This is a genomic window from Salmonella sp. SAL04213 (assembly GCF_046550535.1).
Lineage (GTDB): Bacteria > Pseudomonadota > Gammaproteobacteria > Enterobacterales > Enterobacteriaceae > Salmonella > Salmonella enterica.
Window position 1 is genome coordinate 413281 of the sequence record NZ_JBGDXS010000001.1, and the last position, 15324, is coordinate 428604.

A 15324-nucleotide genomic window follows, 5' to 3' on the forward strand; every position below is an offset into this window, starting at 1 on the left:
GACGTAATTCACGGAAGAATGCGCACGACGGTTTATTAAACACAGTGGATTGATATGAAGGTACTGGTTACCGGCGCCACCAGCGGCTTAGGTCGAAACGCGGTTGAATTTTTGCGCAATAAAGGCATCAGCGTCAGAGCGACGGGTCGCAATGAAGCGATGGGCAAGCTGCTTGAAAAAATGGGCGCGGAATTCGTCCATGCGGATTTAACCGAACTGGTCTCCTCGCAGGCTAAAGTGATGCTTGCCGGGATCGACACGTTGTGGCACTGCTCCAGCTTTACCTCGCCCTGGGGAACCCAACAGGCTTTCGATCTGGCGAATGTTCGCGCCACCCGCCGTCTGGGAGAATGGGCGGTCGCCTGGGGCGTGCGCAATTTTATTCATATCTCCTCTCCCTCGCTCTATTTTGATTACCACCATCACCGTGATATCAAAGAAGATTTCCGCCCGCATCGGTTTGCCAATGAGTTCGCCCGCAGTAAAGCCGCCGGCGAAGAGGTGATTAATCTGTTGGCGCAGGCCAATCCGCAAACACGTTTTACGGTATTGCGTCCACAAAGCCTGTTTGGCCCGCACGATAAAGTATTTATCCCACGTCTGGCGCATATGATGCACCATTACGGTAGCGTCTTATTACCGCACGGGGGCAGCGCGCTGGTCGATATGACCTACTATGAAAATGCGATCCACGCCATGTGGCTGGCCAGCCAGCCGGGCTGCGATCATCTGCCTTCTGGCCGCGCTTATAACATCACTAACGGCGAAAACCGCACCTTACGCAGCATCGTACAAAAGTTAATTGATGAACTGACTATCGACTGCCGCATTCGCTCTGTGCCTTACCCGATGCTGGATATGATCGCCCGCAGTATGGAGCGCTTCGGCAAAAAATCCGCCAAAGAGCCCCCCCTAACGCATTACGGCGTGTCAAAACTGAATTTTGATTTTACGCTCGATACGACTCGCGCGCAGGACGAGTTGGGCTACCAGCCCATCGTCACGCTGGACGAAGGCATTGAGCGCACCGCCGCCTGGCTGCGCGATCACGGAAATTTACCGCGTTAATCCTGGCCGTACTTCTCCAGTAATGCTTCGGCAATCGCCTGCGTTTCGGCATCTGCGATACCGTTCCATTGCGCCGGACGGAAGTGCATCTGGAACGCCATAATCACCCGCTGCTGCTCGCGCGCCGTCATATCGGCTTTGACTTCATAGCCATAGCGCGAGAGTAACGCAAGCACCGTTGCGGTATCGACTGGCGTATACGGCGCGCGTCCAGCCAGATAAAACGCCACACGCTGGGCGTCAGGCCAGGCGCCAATCCCCTGCGCCGCCAGCTCGCGCCACGGGAAGCGCGGGCCGGGATCGTCTTTACGCTGCGGCGCGATATCCGCATGGGCCACCACATTCTGCGGTTTGATGTTATAGCGCGCGATAATGTCCTTCGCTAACGGAATCAATGCCTGAATTTGCGCGGATTCAAACGGCGCGAAAGATTTCACCCCGCCGGACATTCGCCAGCCGCGATTTTCCAGCTCAATGCCAATAGACGTATCATTGAGACGCGTGGCGCCTCGCCAGAAACTGACGCCCGCATGCCAGGCCTGATCCTGTTCCGGCACCAGTTGCCAGATGCGCGGTTTACCGCCATATAATGGCGGGGTTGCGGGAATCAGGTAATGCGAACTGACGTTGCGACCCGTTAACGTCGCCAGCGAAACGTCAAAGTTTTCCGCCGTATAGTGAATCACCAGGACTTTAATGCGCGGATAGGCCGCCTGCGCCCGATGTCGGGTATCAAGCTGATATCCCTCTTTATCGATAATTCCTTTTTCGCTCGCGCAGCCTGTTAACAGCAACGCAAGACCAACCAGCCACAGTAGCGCTCTCATCGGCGCGTTTTCACCGCCGTTCCGCTGACGCTGACCATCAGCATACTGCCATCCTTGCCGACAGTTTCGTAATCAATATCGATGCCTACCACCGCATCGGCGCCCAACGCTTTAGCCTGCTCGCCAAGTTCCTGGAAAGCGATTTCACGCGCTTTACGCAGCTCTTTCTCATACGCGCCGGAACGTCCGCCGACGATATCCCGAATGCCGGCGAAAAAATCGCGGAAAATATTGGCGCCTAAAATGGCTTCGCCCGTCACCACACCGCAATACTCCACGATGCTTTGTCCTTCCAGCGTTGGGGTTGTTGAAAACTGCATAGTGAATCTCCCGGGTTAGCTAAGCACACGATCTCAAACGCATTATCAAGCTGATACGCTATCATTGAAAGGATATAATTGATTATCGTAGATCGGTTTTTGCTCGATCGCCTATAAGGAAATCATCATGCGCTATTCTAAACTCTCTTTGCTCATCCCGTGCGCGCTTCTGCTTAGCGCCTGTACGACCGTCACTCCCGCCTACAAAGATAATGGCCCGCGTATCGGCGCGTGTGTGGAAGGCGGCCCGGACAGCGTGGCTCAACAATTTTACGACTACCGTATTCAACACCACAGCAATGATATCGCCGCGCTTCGCCCCTACTTGAGTGATAACCTGGCGAAATTGTTGATCGACGCCAGCCGCGATACGGAGCACCGCCAGTTGATGAGCGGCGATCTGTTCTCCAGCCGCGCTACGCTGCCGGATAGCGCCAACGTCGCCAGCGCATCAACCATTCCGAACCGAGATGCGCGCAACATTCCTCTGCGGGTAGCGTTAAAACAGGGCGATCAAAGCTGGCAGGATGAAGTGCTTATGATTCACGAAGGCTCATGCTGGGTGATTGACGACGTTCGCTATCTGGGCGGAGATGTCCATGCCCCTGCCGGTACGCTGCGCCAGTCGATAGAAAACCGTTAACAGACAGTATTCCCCCGCTTTTGCACCCATAACCCCGTAAATTGTCTGGCATTCTGCCCGGGATGCCGACAATTCTTCTTACCTACTATTCCTCCTGCTATTTTGTGCTATGTTTAGGGAAGAATGTGGGATATATTTAACTTTTAACGCATAAATATTGCATAACTATTCTGCGAAAGGTACTATCTGCGGCTTCAATAGCTATCAGACTGCCTGTATACGAGTGTCAATGAGTATTCAATTAAACGGCATTAATTGCTTTTACGGCGCGCATCAGGCGCTGTTCGATATCACGCTGGATTGCCCCGAAGGCGAAACGCTGGTGTTGCTTGGCCCAAGCGGGGCGGGTAAAAGTTCGCTGCTGCGTGTACTCAATCTGCTTGAGATGCCGCGCTCCGGCACTCTGACTATCGCCGGGAACCATTTTGACTTTACGAAAACGCCGTCCGATAAGGCGATTCGTGAGCTACGTCAAAATGTCGGAATGGTCTTTCAGCAATATAATCTTTGGCCGCATCTCACCGTTGTGCAGAATCTGATTGAAGCGCCCTGCCGCGTACTGGGTCTGACAAAAGATCAGGCGCTGGCGCGCGCAGAAAAGCTGCTGGAGCGTCTACGTCTGAAGCCCTATAGCGATCGTTATCCGTTGCACCTTTCCGGCGGTCAGCAGCAGCGCGTCGCGATTGCCCGCGCGCTGATGATGGAGCCGCAGGTGCTGCTGTTTGATGAACCGACCGCCGCGCTGGACCCGGAAATTACCGCCCAAATCGTCAGCATTATTCATGAGCTGGCGGAAACGAACATTACTCAGGTGATCGTTACGCATGAAGTCGAAGTGGCGCGTAAGACCGCCAGTCGTGTGATTTATATGGAAAATGGTCACATCGTCGAGCACGGTGATGCGGGTTGCTTTGCCCACCCTCAGACCGAAGCGTTCAAAAACTATCTCTCTCACTAAGATTCGGGACAATGACAATGAAAAAAGTTCTGATTGCCGCGCTAATTGCAGGCTTTAGCCTTTCCGCTACAGCAGCCCAGACCATTCGTTTTGCGACCGAAGCGTCCTATCCGCCGTTCGAATCGATGGATGCTAATAACAAGATTGTCGGCTTTGACGTCGACCTGGCCAACGCGCTATGTAAAGAGATCGACGCCTCCTGTACCTTTACCAATCAGGCGTTCGACAGCCTGATCCCCAGCCTGAAATTCCGCCGCTTCGACGCTGTAATGGCGGGAATGGATATCACGCCGGAACGTGAAAAGCAGGTGCTGTTTACCACGCCATATTACGACAACTCCGCGCTGTTTGTGGGTCAGCAGGGCAAATATACCAGCGTTGATCAACTGAAAGGTAAGAAAGTCGGCGTACAGAACGGTACGACGCACCAGAAATTCATCATGGATAAGCATCCGGAAATCACCACCGTACCGTATGACAGCTATCAGAACGCGAAGCTGGATCTACAAAATGGCCGTATCGACGCTGTTTTCGGCGACACGGCGGTCGTGACCGAATGGCTGAAAGCCAATCCTAAGCTGGCGCCGGTCGGCGATAAAGTCACCGATAAAGATTATTTCGGCACCGGCCTGGGTATCGCGGTACGCCAGGGCAACACCGAGCTGCAGCAGAAATTCAATACTGCGCTGGAAAAAGTGAAGAAAGATGGGACTTACGAGACCATCTATAACAAATGGTTCCAGAAGTAATCTTTGATGAACGAATTTTTTCCTTTAGCAGGCGCCGCCGGGATGACCGTCGGCCTTGCCGTCTGTGCGCTGATCATTGGCCTCGCGTTAGCCATGTTCTTTGCCGTCTGGGAGTCCGTAAAATGGCGCCCGATTGCCTGGATAGGCTCCGCGCTGGTCACTATTTTGCGCGGCCTGCCGGAAATTCTGGTGGTGCTGTTTATCTATTTCGGCTCCTCGCAACTCCTGCTTACGCTGTCTGACGGGTTTACCCTCCATCTCGGCTTTACGCAGATCCCGGTGCAAATGGAGATTGAGAACTTTGACGTCAGTCCGTTCCTGTGCGGCGTGATTGCGTTGTCCCTGCTGTATGCGGCCTATGCGTCGCAGACGCTACGCGGCGCGCTGAAAGCCGTTCCGTCTGGTCAGTGGGAGTCGGGTCAGGCACTGGGATTATCAAAGACGGCGATTTTTTTCCGTCTGGTGATGCCGCAGATGTGGCGTCACGCTCTGCCAGGGCTGGGTAATCAGTGGCTGGTGTTGCTAAAAGATACGGCTCTGGTCAGCCTTATCAGCGTTAACGATCTGATGTTGCAGACCAAAAGTATTGCCACACGCACCCAGGAACCGTTTAACTGGTACATTATTGCGGCGGCTATTTACCTGGTCATTACGCTGATCAGTCAGTACATTCTCAAACGCATAGACCTGCGCGCGACACGTTTTGAGCGGAGGCCGGACTAATGCTTGAGTACTTACCTGAACTGCTAAAAGGGCTACACACCAGCCTGACGCTGACCGTGGCTTCTATTGCCGTCGCTTTGGTGCTGGCGTTAGTTTTTACCATTATCCTGACACTAAAAACGCCGTTCGTGGTGTGGCTGGTGCGCGGCTATATCACGTTGTTTACCGGTACGCCGTTGTTGGTGCAAATTTTCCTGATCTACTACGGACCCGGTCAATTCCCGACGCTGCAAGAGTATCCGCTACTCTGGCATCTACTGTCTGAACCGTGGCTGTGCGCACTGATCGCGTTGTCGCTAAACAGCGCCGCTTACACCACGCAGCTATTTTATGGTGCGATTCGCGCGATTCCGGAAGGTCAGTGGCAGTCCTGTAGCGCGCTGGGGATGAGTAAGAAAGATACGCTGGCGATTTTGTTGCCCTATGCGTTTAAACGCGCCCTCTCCTCCTATTCTAATGAGGTGGTACTGGTCTTCAAAAGTACCTCGCTGGCCTATACCATCACCTTGATGGAAGTCATGGGGTACAGTCAGTTGCTCTATGGTCGTACCTACGATGTGGTGGTATTTGGCGCGGCAGGCGTAATTTACCTGGTCGTCAACGGTCTATTGACGCTGATGATGCGGTTGATTGAGCGTAAAGCCCTGGCGTTTGAGCGGCGCAATTAACCAGGCAGGATAAGGCATTCTCGCCGCCGTTCGACAATGGTCAGATGGCGCTGCGCTTATCAGGTCTACGATGCATAATATTGAATAAACCCGACGGACAAGTGGTTAACCTGTCCGTCTTTTTTTATCCATTTAAAAATATTTAATCATTTTTATTGCATACAAATTCAATTGATGGCATTGTAAATCTATGCCGCAGACACGGCGCATAATCATAAGATTACGGGAGTGACATCATGAAAAAGTTAGTTCTGGCTGCATTACTCGCCTCTTTCGCCACTGGCAGCATCGCCGCTGAAAAAATCAATTTCGGGGTTTCCGCCACCTATCCCCCGTTTGAATCCCTGGATGCGAGTAATAAAATTGTGGGCTTCGATATCGATCTGGCAACCGCATTATGCAAGCAAATGCAGGCAGAATGTACTTTTACCAATCATGCTTTCGATAGTCTTATCCCGGCGCTGAAATTCAGAAAATATGATGCCGTCATTTCCGGAATGGACATTACCCCGGAGCGCAGTAAGCAGGTCGCCTTTAGCAATCCCTATTATGCGAACTCCGCGCTGGTGATTGCTAAAAAAGACACCTATAAAACCTTTACCGATCTAAAAGGTAAGCGTATCGGTATGGAAAATGGCACCACGCATCAAAAATATCTCCAGGATAAACATCCGGAGGTCAAAACCGTGGCCTACGACAGCTACCAGAATGCGATTATCGACCTGAAAAATGGCCGTATTGACGGCGTCTTTGGCGATACCGCAGTGGTCAATGAGTGGCTGAAAACGAATCCGCAACTGGGTCCGGCAACAGAGAAAGTGACCGATCCGCAATACTTCGGTACCGGACTTGGCATCGCGGTGCGCCCGGACAATAAGGCGTTGCTGGAAAAACTGAATAATGCGCTGGCCGCCATTAAAGCGGACGGCACTTATCAGAAAATCAGCGATCAGTGGTTCCCGCAGTAAGACGTATGTGATTAGCCCACCGTGTTGCGAAATGGCAGTATAAATACCTTATTCAGCCCACGGGCCGCCATCGGAAACTATCCTGGCCTGATAAGCGCAGCGCCATTGAGCATTCTACAGTTTGTCATCAGTCTCAAACGCCTGCATCAACAGGCGATTCGGACTAATACTTGCCGGGTGACGCTAACGCGCACCCGGCTTACAACATTGTTACGTTTTTAGACAACATCCAGACCCAGACGGCGATACTGCTCCGCCGGAGCATCATTTTCTTTCATCAAACGGATAAGTAAGTTGATCATCCTTGCTTCGATGGCCTCATCATGAAGGGGATGTTGCTGCTGCGGATCGTCTCTGAGATCAAACAAGAGATGACCAAAGCTATTCACACCTTTATATTTTTCCCTGGCCGGAATACGTAATACCTGAAGCCCTTTAGTAAAGTTAAACGGAGGTGCCAGAGATAATTTTCCCAGTTCATTCACGTCATAACGCGCATTCATCTTGATCGGCATTAACGTGTAGTTCGCAATGTCATGCTCACGCCCCGGCTGCGCGGCCCGCATATAAACATAGCGTCCGTCGGTAACATTAACATGTCCGCTAAACACGCCAAACAGCGCGCCTTCCCTGACGGGTTCATCACTGGCAATGACTTTCGCCAGCGGTTGGCCCTGCATATCTGCGGGAATAGGTTGCTGAAAATAATCCAGTAGCGTTGGTGCCCAGTCAATCATCTGCACCAGCGACTGCCGTCGCGCTCCGCATACCGCGCTGCGCGGGTCCCAGATAAACAGCGGGTTATTCGCCACCTCGTTATAATAGGGCATTTGATTTTTAGCCCACCAACCGTGCTCCCCCAGCAAGAAGCCGTGATCGGTACCGACAATCAGCATCGTATCGCGCCAGAGATCGTGTTCATCCATCAGATCAAGGATACGTCCCAGATTGCGGTCGCACATGGAAACCAGGGCCCGATAACGACAGCGAATATGCGCTATCGCCTCCTCACTTTCACTGACTTTGCCGCGCGGCCAGTCATAATGCGGGCCTTGCCACTCATCGTCATAGAGCGATAAATATTCCTCGGTGGTATAAAACGGCTCATGCGGATCGAACGTCTCAACCTGCAATAACCAGTTATCTTCGGCATGATTTTTATGGATAAAATCGCACCCTGCGTCAAAAACTTTCGTCTGGGGAAAATCGGCTTCCTGCTGGATGTATTCGCGGTTCGCCCAGTCATGACGCCATAGCCCGGAAACGCCGCCTCCGGTTTGTTTTTGTGGAACGCGCAGTACTTCCGGAATGGGCGGCTCGCCAACACTTGCCTTCCAGTGATCGCCCTCCTGACCGCGTACTACGTCCCAGGAGCTATAGCGGTTATGGTAGTTACCGCCGCCGTCTTCCCAGTAATGCAGATGATCGCTGATAAGATGGGTGTAGATCCCCGCTTTTTTCAATAATTCCGGCATGGAATCATCAAAGGGTTCCAGCGGCCCCCACTCACGATGCAGGAAATTATAGCGCCCGGTGTGCAGTTCCCGACGGGCTGGCATACAGGGCATACTGCCGACATAACTATTGTCAAAGGTGGCGGCATGTGCCGCCAGGCGTTGAAAGTTAGGCGCTTTCGTTAGCAAATCACCATAGGGCGGCAAATAGTTTTTATTCAGACTGTCAAACAGCAGAATAATCGCTTTCATGACTCACCCTCATTTGTTGAGCAGGTGCGGAAAATTTTTCTCTACCACATCGTAAATCTGTTTACCTATTGATTCGCCATCCATGATATTTTCAATGGGAATGAGATATTGTCCGTGTTTAGGATCGAGGCTAACAACATCAAGCAATTTTTTCGAAATCGCATAAATATCTGCCCAGTCGGTAAATCCACCGACCTCTCCCGCTGCCGTATGCTCCATATCAAAAGAGAAGTCATATTTTGCTAACGCTTTTTTAACAACAGTCTGTAACATTACGCTACTGCCTACACCATAACCGCATACGAATAAAATATTTACAGAATCTTTCATAATAAAATCCTTTATATAAACCGAATCAATTAAATGGAATAAGGACCAAGATGGAACGTTGAAGCAATAAATTTCAGTAATTCACAAATTGCAGGCCACAAAGTCGCCCAGTCAAATATTCCCGTCCAGCCCACACCTTCTTTTGCCAGCCCGGTTAAAGGAATGGCCCATACCGTACCGAAAGTCTGAATAATCCCTAACAGGAAAGTACAAATAATAACGGAACGATATCCCCCCATTCGGTTGGCTAATACGCCGATGGGACCGCCGGAAAAGAAGAGCGGAACAAAACCAGGCAATACCATAATAGGGCTATGGATGAGCAGCAGGATGCCCATGGAAAAAATCGTGCCGAAAGTACAAAAGACGAATCCCAGCGTGGCCGCGTTAGGCGAAAAAGGTAATAAAGCAGCAACATCCACAGCCGGTATGGCGTTAGGAATAAAGCGATCCTGCCATCCTTTAAACGAACCGTTAATTTCACCAACCATCATCCGCACGCCCTGCAGCAAGATGACCATATACATAGAGAATTGCAGGCCCAGATTGATGATATAGATATACCAGGGTTTGCCTTTCGCCATTAACTGTACGTTATCGATCCCTGTCGCCAATAGAAAACCGCCAACGAAGAGCGTCATCACAATGGCGATTGCCGTCACGTTGTGGTTAAAAATGGCTAACCAACCGGGAAGTTTCAGGTTTTCGGCGTCATGCTTTTCCGGATCGCCGAATTTATGCGCGAATTTCGAGAAAAACCACAGTCCCAGCATCTGGTTATGCGCAATGGTAAAACCGGCGTTATTGGTCACTTTGGCGATGGGTTTAACAATAAGCGTAGTTGAAAACGCCCAAAAGACCCCGGTCAATACCCCGGCAATTACAATGGATTGTACCCAACCGAACCCCAGCCAGAAGACGATTAACCACAGTACTGCCTGTGAATGAGAGACCCCGGTATTACCGGTAAGAAATATACCTTTTGCGCCGGTATAACGGCCAAATAAAACTAATAACAGGTTAGTAAAAAACGCCAGTACAAAAACGTATCCTACATAGCCGAAATTATCGCCCAGCGCTATTTGCGTCGCGGCTTTCATGGCGTATGAATCCATTAAGTATCCATGCACGCCATAAGCCTTGCTGACTGCCTCTGCAACCGGTTTAAAAGTGGCTGAAAATTGAAAGCCGCCAAATAACACCATCATCAAACCGACCATCGCGCTGATCATACCGGTGATAATTTTTATAGGCGTCTTTTTATCCAGCGCATAGCCAACACCGACTAATATCCCAATTAATATTGCCGGTTCAGTTAAAAACGTTTGAATAACATCTATAAATTTGGCAAACATCGTCTGAACGCCCTCCATAAGCGTGCCTATTCGTTGTCATGATTGACCCCTTTACTGACGTTACGTATTGCTTCGCTGATGCTATTGAAAGTTACCCGATAAACCACCTTGTCTGATTTTGCCTTACACGCACTGTAATAATCAAAAGTAGTCATTAAAAGATTTAAAGTGATTATTTGTGATTTGATTTGCAAAAATAGGATAATATATAAATACAACCAATTGAATTAAATAATCAATTGATTGTATTTATTATTTTTATGAAATAGTTAAGGGATAAAAATAAATATTGTGAATAGATTATATTGACCTGCGCAGTAACGTTAAAACCTCATAATGCGCGGTATGCGGGAACATATCGAAAAGCTGAACACGTTGAATACGGTAGTTCGGCAGATGACGAATATCCTGCGCCATCGTCTGCGCGTTACAGCTCGAATAAATGATAAAACGCGGCGCCATTTGTGCAAGGTAATCGCACAACGGCTTGCCAATGCCGCGGCGGGGAGGATTCACCAACACCAGGTCGGGCGTTTCGCCTTGTGCGGTGGCGAATTGAGTGGAATCCAGCGCCTGGAAATGAAGGCGGGTCAATCCCAGCTCGGCAGCGGATTGCTTCGCGCAGGCAATCGCCTCCGGCGCGATCTCAATACCGGTTAATTGCATCTGCGGCGTCGCGCAGTGCAGGCCGAATCCGCCCACTCCGCAAAAAAGATCCCACATATGGCGTACCGGCAGTTGCCCTACCCAGTCGCGCGCCGTCGCATATAATCGGCTGGCGACCGTAGGGTTGGTCTGAAAGAAACTTTGCGGACGAATCCACAGCGGCACATCGTTAAAACGTTCCGCCAGCGCCTGCTGATCCGTCAGGTAGATTTCCGTCTCCCCTTCCATAATCGCCATATGTACCGGCTGAATATTTGCGGTGATCACCCTGAGCTGCGGCAGTTGCGCGCGCAGCCACGGTAACGCCGCGCGCAGTTGCGTAAGTTTGGTTTCTGAACGCAACACGAAGCGTAGCATCATGCCGCCATCGAACTGACTTTCCGTCAGCAACAGGTATTTCAGTTCGCCACGTTTTCGCGCCACGTTATAAGGCGTGAGTCCGGCACGGGCAATAAAAGGTTTTAGCGCGCTGAATACGGGGGCAAAGGAGGCGGGATACAGCGGGCAGCCGCAAAGATCGACCGGCGTACCGTCGCGATGCAGCATCCCGAAGAGCGGTTTTTCTACACTACCGCTCACAACCATTTTCGCTTTGTTGCGGAAATGCTGTTCCGGGCCGCCAATCGGCGCGCACCACTGTTCAACAGGCAGCCCGGCGAGCAAACGATGTAAATCGGCTGTTTTTGCGGAAAGTTGTTCGTTAACCGACTGCGTAATCCATTGACAGGAACGGCAGCGACCCGCGTCATAGAGTGCGCACTGCATACCAAAAAACCTTCATATTATCCGGGGCGACGATTATACACATTATTGCAGCCGGAAGAACCGACGGCTGGGAGCGGGAATAAACAGCAGAAACAGAATTAAAAGATCGGGGAGTTTTTGCATGACCAGGGAATGCAGGATATCACGCTTCGATTCTCCCGCGATGCTAAACAACTCCGGATACCCGTAGCCTAACGACGCCGCCCACAGATACCCACTCACAATAATTTGTGTCGCCAGGTACACCCAGCGCGCCCAGCTACGGCCTTTCACCAGCGAAAACGCACAATAAATTTCAACAAAGACCAGCACTAAGCTTGCCAGAAAGACAAGGGTTAAGCTCCACGTCTGCACGCTGCGATGAATAAACTCGCCCATCCCGCGTATGCCGAGGGTATTCATAATCATCAGCACATCGAGACCGCGAATCAAAATAATCGCCATAGCCGCAACCTGCACCAGCGTAGGCACATTTAAACGGGCATGTGATGAGGTTGATTGCTTTATAAATCCCAATGAATGTCTTCCCTGAAAATGATGCCGCGACCCGCGCGGCAACGCATTGCCATAGTGGAAGATTTTAGTGGCTTCAGCCGCGTCTTGCACGCTGGATATCGCGAATCCGCTGTTTTTCCGCTCGCGCCATCAGGTACCAGGCAATAAATCCGACGATTCCTACCACGCCGAGGATTAACGTCGCCAGCGCGTTGATTTCCGGGTTCACGCCCATGCGCACGCTGGAGAAAACCAGCATCGGTAGCGTGGTGGCGCCGGGACCGGAAACGAAGCTGGCAATCACCAGATCGTCAAGGGAAAGCGTAAAGGCCAACAGCCAGCCCGAGATCACCGCGGGCATGATCATCGGTAACGTAATGACAAAAAAGACCTTCAACGGCGCCGCGCCAAGATCCATCGCCGCCTCTTCAATCGAACGATCCAGTTCGCGTAATCGCGAAGCGATCACCACTGCCACGTAGGCGGTACAGAACGTGACGTGCGCCAACCAGATGGTCAGCATCCCGCGATCGGAGGGCCAGCCGATAGCATGACCGAGCGCGACAAACAGCAGCAGCAGCGACAGCCCGGTAATCACATCCGGCATCACCAGCGGCGCGGTGATCATAAACGCAAAGCCGTTTGCGCCGCGAAATCGTCCAAATCGCACCATCACCACCGCGGCGATAGTACCGAGCACCACCGCCATCGTCGCCGCGCAGGCGGCAATTGTCAGGCTTAGTCCCACTGCGCTCATCATGGCGGTATCCCGAAAGAGCTCGCCATACCAGCGCGTCGACCATCCCGCCCACACCGTCACCAGCTTCGAACTGTTAAACGAGTAAATCACCAACATTAACATCGGCGCATAGAGAAAAGTAAACCCCAGCACCAGAATCAGAATGCGCCAGGGCGAGCGAACGACCGGTAAGTTATTCATCCATGCTCCCCCACACTTTTTTGCTGATGTTTATGGAACCACATGATCGGGACTATCAGCAGCAGCAACATAATAATGGCGACCGCAGAAGCCACCGGCCAGTCGCGGTTATTGAAAAACTCCTGCCACAGGACGCGACCAATCATGATACTGTCCGGCCCGCCAAGCAGTTCCGGGATCACGAACTCGCCCACTGCCGGGATAAAAACCAGCATCGAGCCGGCGATGATTCCGCCTTTGGTGAGTGGAACAATGATGCTAAAAAATGTTTTCAGCGGTCGGGCGCCGAGATCCAGCGACGCTTCCACCAGCGAATAATCAATGCGCGTCAATGCGGTATAAATGGGCAGAACCATAAACGGCAGATAAGCATAAACAATGCCGATATAGACGGCCAGGTTAGTGTGCAGGATCGTCAGCGGCTGATCGATAACCCCTAGCCACAGCAACACATTGTTCAGCACGCCGTTGTTTTTCAAGATGCCCATCCAGGCATAGACGCGTATTAAAAAAGACGTCCACGAGGGCAGGATCACCAACAGCAGCAGGATATTGCGCGTGGAGGGCTTGCTGTGCGCCACCGCCCACGCCAGCGGGTAGCCCAGCAGCAGGCAGCAGATTGTGGAAATACCGGCAATTTGTAACGATTGCAGATAGGCTTCGAAATAAAGCGGATCGTCGGTCAGTTGCAAAAAATTACCGAGATTGAGCGTAATCGACAACTGACCGTCAGCCCATTCCAGCAGATCGGTATACGGCGGGATCGCCCGCGCCATTTCCGCCAGGCTTATCTTAAAGACGATAAGAAACGGCAATAAAAACAGCAGAATGAGCCAGATATAAGGCAAAGCAATAACCAGCTTACGCCCATGTTTCATTTGCATTCGCGCCAACCATAGCGCCGCGCCGCCAGGTTTACTGATGCGTGCCGGAGGTTCAAGTGTGCTCATGTTTCCCCCTTATACCGTCAGGACCACGCAGCTATCCGCTTCCCAGCACAAACGCACTTCATCGCCCCAGGTCGGTAACCCTTTCCGGTAACGGTGCGCATTCTGCAGTTGAGCGCTGATCATCTGCCCGCTTTTTAGCCGCACATGATAAATAGACAGATCGCCGAGATACGCAATATGCGCCACTTCGCCGACGGCGAAATTATAGCCATCGGCAGGCGGCGACTCACACAGCATGATTTTTTCCGGACGTAGCGCCACATATACCGGCACATTATCAACGACAGAGGCATCTGCATCGACTTTTAACGGATGAACCAAACCGGGCGCGTCAATGACCAGACCGTCCTCTTCACGCGCTTTCAGTAAGCCCTCAAAAACATTTACCGATCCGATAAATTCGGCGCTGTAGCGGGTTGTCGGATGCTCGTAAATCTCCTCCGGTTCGCCAATTTGCACAAATTTTCCACGGTTCATGATGGCAATGCGCCCCGCCATCGTCATCGCTTCTTCCTGATCGTGCGTCACCATGACGCAGGTCACGCCGACGCGCTCAAGGATATCCACCACTTCAAGCTGCATCCGGTCGCGTAATTTTTTATCCAGCGCGCCCATCGGTTCATCCAACAAGAGCAGCTTAGGACGTTTCGCCAGGCTGCGCGCCAGGGCCACGCGCTGACGCTGACCGCCGGAAAGCTGATGCGGCTTACGTTTCGCAAACTCCTGCATGTGCACCAGACCCAGCATCTCATTGACGCGGCTGGTAATCTCCGCCTTTGGCAGTTTGTCCTGCTTCAGACCAAAAGCGATGTTCTGCTCTACCGTCATATGCGGAAACAACGCATAGGACTGAAACATCATATTAATCGGACGCTGATACGGCGGAACATGCGCCAGATCGACGCCGTCGAGCATAATTTGCCCGCTGCTCGGCGGTTCAAAACCTGCCAGCATCCGTAGCAGAGTCGATTTTCCACAACCTGACGCGCCCAGCAGGGCAAAAATCTCGCCTTTATAGATAGTCAGACTGACATCATCGACAGCATGTTGCCCGTCGAATGACTTCGTCAGGTTGCGAATTTCCAGAAGCGGCGTCAGCGCTTTACGGGTTTTCACCTGCGGGCGGTGGGGGACATCATTCACAAGGCGCTCTCCGGCATAACACAATCAAACGATACAAACGGTGGAATGCC

17 protein-coding genes are annotated in these 15324 nt (G+C 51.7%); 7 read left to right on the forward strand and 10 right to left on the reverse strand.

The window, feature by feature from the left end:
- The first annotated feature begins 54 nt into the window (after window positions 1-54).
- On the forward strand, window positions 55-1068 hold the full coding sequence (locus ACLJPQ_RS02040; RefSeq protein WP_000866904.1) for an NAD-dependent epimerase/dehydratase family protein: 1014 nt from the start codon (window positions 55-57) through the stop codon (window positions 1066-1068).
- On the opposite strand, the gene ACLJPQ_RS02045 is transcribed toward ACLJPQ_RS02040, so the two are convergent.
- Window positions 1065-1895 carry an N-acetylmuramoyl-L-alanine amidase gene (locus ACLJPQ_RS02045; protein WP_023203679.1) on the reverse strand — a complete coding sequence of 277 codons (831 nt, stop codon included), beginning with the start codon at window positions 1893-1895 and terminating at the stop codon, window positions 1065-1067. The genes ACLJPQ_RS02040 and ACLJPQ_RS02045 overlap by 4 nt on opposite strands.
- Window positions 1892-2215 carry a heavy metal-binding domain-containing protein gene (locus tag ACLJPQ_RS02050; protein WP_001160725.1) on the reverse strand — a complete coding sequence of 108 codons (324 nt, stop codon included), beginning with the start codon at window positions 2213-2215 and terminating at the stop codon, window positions 1892-1894. Before ACLJPQ_RS02050 ends, ACLJPQ_RS02045 begins: the two co-directional genes overlap by 4 nt.
- 127 nt (window positions 2216-2342) lie before the next feature.
- On the opposite strand from ACLJPQ_RS02050, the gene ACLJPQ_RS02055 reads away from it, so the two are divergent.
- The 6 genes from ACLJPQ_RS02055 (at window position 2343) to artJ (ending at window position 6924) form a co-directional block, all read left to right on the forward strand.
- Window positions 2343-2858 (forward strand): lipoprotein, encoded by a 516-nt coding sequence (locus ACLJPQ_RS02055; protein WP_080185112.1) that lies wholly within the window; start codon window positions 2343-2345, stop codon window positions 2856-2858.
- A gap of 229 nt (window positions 2859-3087) precedes the next feature.
- Window positions 3088-3816: an arginine ABC transporter ATP-binding protein ArtP gene (gene artP / locus ACLJPQ_RS02060; RefSeq protein WP_000027186.1), complete on the forward strand. Its 729-nt coding sequence runs from the start codon at window positions 3088-3090 to the stop codon at window positions 3814-3816.
- A gap of 17 nt (window positions 3817-3833) precedes the next feature.
- Window positions 3834-4565 (forward strand): arginine ABC transporter substrate-binding protein ArtI, encoded by a 732-nt coding sequence (artI, locus tag ACLJPQ_RS02065; RefSeq protein WP_000756586.1) that lies wholly within the window; start codon window positions 3834-3836, stop codon window positions 4563-4565.
- A gap of 6 nt (window positions 4566-4571) precedes the next feature.
- On the forward strand, window positions 4572-5288 hold the full coding sequence (gene artQ, locus ACLJPQ_RS02070) for an arginine ABC transporter permease ArtQ (RefSeq protein ID WP_080185111.1): 717 nt from the start codon (window positions 4572-4574) through the stop codon (window positions 5286-5288).
- Window positions 5288-5956 carry an arginine ABC transporter permease ArtM gene (artM, locus tag ACLJPQ_RS02075; protein ID WP_000895397.1) on the forward strand — a complete coding sequence of 223 codons (669 nt, stop codon included), beginning with the start codon at window positions 5288-5290 and terminating at the stop codon, window positions 5954-5956. Before artQ ends, artM begins: the two co-directional genes overlap by 1 nt.
- A 236-nt stretch (window positions 5957-6192) precedes the next feature.
- On the forward strand, window positions 6193-6924 hold the full coding sequence (gene artJ, locus ACLJPQ_RS02080) for an arginine ABC transporter substrate-binding protein ArtJ (protein WP_000737538.1): 732 nt from the start codon (window positions 6193-6195) through the stop codon (window positions 6922-6924).
- Between the two features lie 218 nt (window positions 6925-7142).
- Here artJ and ACLJPQ_RS02085 read toward each other — a convergent pair whose 3' ends face one another.
- The 8 genes from ACLJPQ_RS02085 to potG form a co-directional block, all read right to left on the reverse strand.
- Window positions 7143-8630: a sulfatase gene (locus tag ACLJPQ_RS02085; protein WP_080185110.1), complete on the reverse strand. Its 1488-nt coding sequence runs from the start codon at window positions 8628-8630 to the stop codon at window positions 7143-7145.
- 9 nt (window positions 8631-8639) lie between these two features.
- Entirely contained in the window at window positions 8640-8960 is a 321-nt protein-coding gene (locus ACLJPQ_RS02090) for a PTS sugar transporter subunit IIB (RefSeq protein WP_000655399.1), read from the reverse strand.
- Window positions 8961-8989: 29 nt separating this feature from the next.
- On the reverse strand, window positions 8990-10333 hold the full coding sequence (locus tag ACLJPQ_RS02095) for a PTS sugar transporter subunit IIC (RefSeq protein ID WP_000399323.1): 1344 nt from the start codon (window positions 10331-10333) through the stop codon (window positions 8990-8992).
- A gap of 282 nt (window positions 10334-10615) precedes the next feature.
- Window positions 10616-11746 carry a 23S rRNA (uracil(747)-C(5))-methyltransferase RlmC gene (gene rlmC / locus ACLJPQ_RS02100; RefSeq protein WP_001617090.1) on the reverse strand — a complete coding sequence of 377 codons (1131 nt, stop codon included), beginning with the start codon at window positions 11744-11746 and terminating at the stop codon, window positions 10616-10618.
- A gap of 42 nt (window positions 11747-11788) precedes the next feature.
- Window positions 11789-12262, reverse strand: a complete 474-nt coding sequence (locus ACLJPQ_RS02105; RefSeq protein WP_000505788.1) for a YbjO family protein — start codon at window positions 12260-12262, stop codon at window positions 11789-11791.
- 73 nt (window positions 12263-12335) lie between these two features.
- Window positions 12336-13181, reverse strand: a complete 846-nt coding sequence (potI, locus tag ACLJPQ_RS02110) for a putrescine ABC transporter permease PotI (RefSeq protein ID WP_001061629.1) — start codon at window positions 13179-13181, stop codon at window positions 12336-12338.
- A complete protein-coding gene (potH, locus tag ACLJPQ_RS02115) occupies window positions 13178-14131 on the reverse strand; it encodes a putrescine ABC transporter permease PotH (protein WP_000105453.1) in 954 nt (317 codons plus the stop codon). Before potH ends, potI begins: the two co-directional genes overlap by 4 nt.
- 9 nt (window positions 14132-14140) lie before the next feature.
- Window positions 14141-15274, reverse strand: coding sequence for a putrescine ABC transporter ATP-binding subunit PotG (gene potG / locus ACLJPQ_RS02120; RefSeq protein WP_001000698.1), 1134 nt, complete (start codon window positions 15272-15274; stop codon window positions 14141-14143).
- Window positions 15275-15324 lie beyond the last annotated feature (50 nt).

What these genes read in the sequence shown, in the direction of transcription:
- ACLJPQ_RS02040 (WP_000866904.1), top strand. Translation starts at nt 55, where the DNA reads ATGAAGGTACTGGTTACCGGCGCCACCAGCGGCTTAGGTCGAAACGCG.
- ACLJPQ_RS02045 (WP_023203679.1), bottom strand. Translation starts at nt 1,895, where the DNA reads ATGAGAGCGCTACTGTGGCTGGTTGGTCTTGCGTTGCTGTTAACAGGC.
- ACLJPQ_RS02050 (WP_001160725.1), bottom strand. Translation starts at nt 2,215, where the DNA reads ATGCAGTTTTCAACAACCCCAACGCTGGAAGGACAAAGCATCGTGGAG.
- ACLJPQ_RS02055 (WP_080185112.1), top strand. Translation starts at nt 2,343, where the DNA reads ATGCGCTATTCTAAACTCTCTTTGCTCATCCCGTGCGCGCTTCTGCTT.
- artP (WP_000027186.1), top strand. Translation starts at nt 3,088, where the DNA reads ATGAGTATTCAATTAAACGGCATTAATTGCTTTTACGGCGCGCATCAG.
- artI (WP_000756586.1), top strand. Translation starts at nt 3,834, where the DNA reads ATGAAAAAAGTTCTGATTGCCGCGCTAATTGCAGGCTTTAGCCTTTCC.
- artQ (WP_080185111.1), top strand. Translation starts at nt 4,572, where the DNA reads ATGAACGAATTTTTTCCTTTAGCAGGCGCCGCCGGGATGACCGTCGGC.
- artM (WP_000895397.1), top strand. Translation starts at nt 5,288, where the DNA reads ATGCTTGAGTACTTACCTGAACTGCTAAAAGGGCTACACACCAGCCTG.
- artJ (WP_000737538.1), top strand. Translation starts at nt 6,193, where the DNA reads ATGAAAAAGTTAGTTCTGGCTGCATTACTCGCCTCTTTCGCCACTGGC.
- ACLJPQ_RS02085 (WP_080185110.1), bottom strand. Translation starts at nt 8,630, where the DNA reads ATGAAAGCGATTATTCTGCTGTTTGACAGTCTGAATAAAAACTATTTG.
- ACLJPQ_RS02090 (WP_000655399.1), bottom strand. Translation starts at nt 8,960, where the DNA reads ATGAAAGATTCTGTAAATATTTTATTCGTATGCGGTTATGGTGTAGGC.
- ACLJPQ_RS02095 (WP_000399323.1), bottom strand. Translation starts at nt 10,333, where the DNA reads ATGGAGGGCGTTCAGACGATGTTTGCCAAATTTATAGATGTTATTCAA.
- rlmC (WP_001617090.1), bottom strand. Translation starts at nt 11,746, where the DNA reads ATGCAGTGCGCACTCTATGACGCGGGTCGCTGCCGTTCCTGTCAATGG.
- potI (WP_001061629.1), bottom strand. Translation starts at nt 13,181, where the DNA reads ATGAATAACTTACCGGTCGTTCGCTCGCCCTGGCGCATTCTGATTCTG.
- potH (WP_000105453.1), bottom strand. Translation starts at nt 14,131, where the DNA reads ATGAGCACACTTGAACCTCCGGCACGCATCAGTAAACCTGGCGGCGCG.